The organism is Bradyrhizobium sp. ORS 375, assembly GCF_000239775.1.
Classification (GTDB): Bacteria; Pseudomonadota; Alphaproteobacteria; order Rhizobiales; family Xanthobacteraceae; genus Bradyrhizobium.
Map to the genome: position 1 here is coordinate 1 of NZ_CAFI01000404.1, position 1422 is coordinate 1422.

Annotated in this window: 1 tRNA gene and 2 pseudogenes; 2 read left to right on the forward strand and 1 reads right to left on the reverse strand. The window is 58.4% G+C overall.

The features are described from left to right. Positions 1 to 149 precede the first annotated feature (149 nt). A tRNA-Glu gene (locus BRAO375_RS27025) sits at positions 150 to 234 on the forward strand. 141 nt (positions 235 to 375) lie between these two features. On the opposite strand, the pseudogene BRAO375_RS36595 reads toward BRAO375_RS27025, so the two are convergent. Next, a pseudogene (locus tag BRAO375_RS36595) lies at positions 376 to 1221 on the reverse strand (tyrosine-type recombinase/integrase); the annotation flags it as partial. A 27-nt stretch (positions 1222 to 1248) separates the two neighbouring features. On the opposite strand from BRAO375_RS36595, the pseudogene BRAO375_RS37665 reads away from it, so the two are divergent. Beyond that, positions 1249 to 1422: pseudogene (locus tag BRAO375_RS37665) on the forward strand (IS110 family transposase); the annotation flags it as partial.

Genomic DNA, 1422 nt, shown 5'->3' on the forward strand with positions numbered 1-1422 from the left:
CCTTCGCGGTCGTGATCTGCGCCTCTGTGAGTGTCTTCGCCATCGGTATCCGCCCCAAAACTCGTCAAATATCCGTCAAATATACATAGGCGTATGGCAGGGAACAATGGCGGACGAAAAATACGTAAGATATTGATTTTATTGAATAGTGACGAACGGTCGCGAATGGTCGGCGAAAAAAATCGCAGCCCTCTCAAGGCTGAAACAGGGGTTCGATTCCCCTAGGGAGCGCCAGTTCTGCCTTTCCCCCGCTGATTTTCTTGAGGTTTTGGTCGGTTTTCCCAAACCGACGGATTGCGTTTGGGGAAAGTCGTTCGCCTTGTGTCCTTCGAGGCGCGCCAGAGCATCGACCGCAAGGCTCGCCTGATCAGCCTCCTCAGTGTATCGCTCGGCCTCTGCAAGAGTGGTGTGGCCAAGGACGGACATGATCATCTTTGCCGTCGCGCCAGCCTCAGCCAGACGACGGCCGGTAGCCTTGCGCAGGCCGTGCGGCTGACAATCAAGCGGCAGGCCTGCGTCCGTAATGGCATCGCGCATCCATTGGCTGAAGCCGTCAACGCTGAAGGACTGGCCATAGGCGGTCGTGATGATCGTCACGTGGTCACGCTTTGCGATGGCCAAGGCTGAAAGCAGGTCACGGTGGAGCGGAATTAACAATCGCCGTCCTGTCTTTTGCTGCGCGACGGCGATTCTGTTCTCGGGCGTGATGTGGGACCATGCCATGCGGACCACGTCGGATCGTCGTTGGCCCGTGTTCAGGAACAGTTCGAAAGCCAGCCGCTGTTTGGTTTCCAGAGGCCACTTCTTGCGAAACAGCTCGATCTCGTCCTCAGTCCAAGATCTGATGCGCTGAAGCTTGGGTCGCTTTATCCCGAGCGACGGATCGTGCTTGATCCATCCGATGTTGATTGCGTGACGGATCAGAATGCGAAGTTTCTTGAGGGTATCGAGAGCCGCGCCGGGCCGGTCGGCGAACGGCTGAAGAATGCCGGTGATGATGCGCTCGCGAGAAAGTCCAGCGACGGTCCGATGCCCGTGCTCGATTCTGAGGGCCTCGAGGCGCCTGCCGTAACCCTCCTTGCTGGTCTTCCGAAGGCCGATGAATTCCGAACTTCGCATGTAAGAGGCGATCAGCGCGGAGATTGTGCCCTGAACGGGAGAGCGAAGTTCGGGTCTCGATGATGTCACCTGACCGAGAAGGGCGCTTTGGTAGGCCGACATGAACTCAGAGCTGGTCGGGTCATCTGGCAGGCGAATGCGCTCGGGATCGCGCACATCATGCGCACCGGCGGGTTCCGGCGCGCGCACATCAAGACCGCGCCGTGCTATCGGCTGCGACTGCTGCTGACGCATCGCCGCAATCTCAAACTCAAATTCCTCGATCTCGAGAACGCGATCCGGCACTCCTTGAAGGCGTTCGGC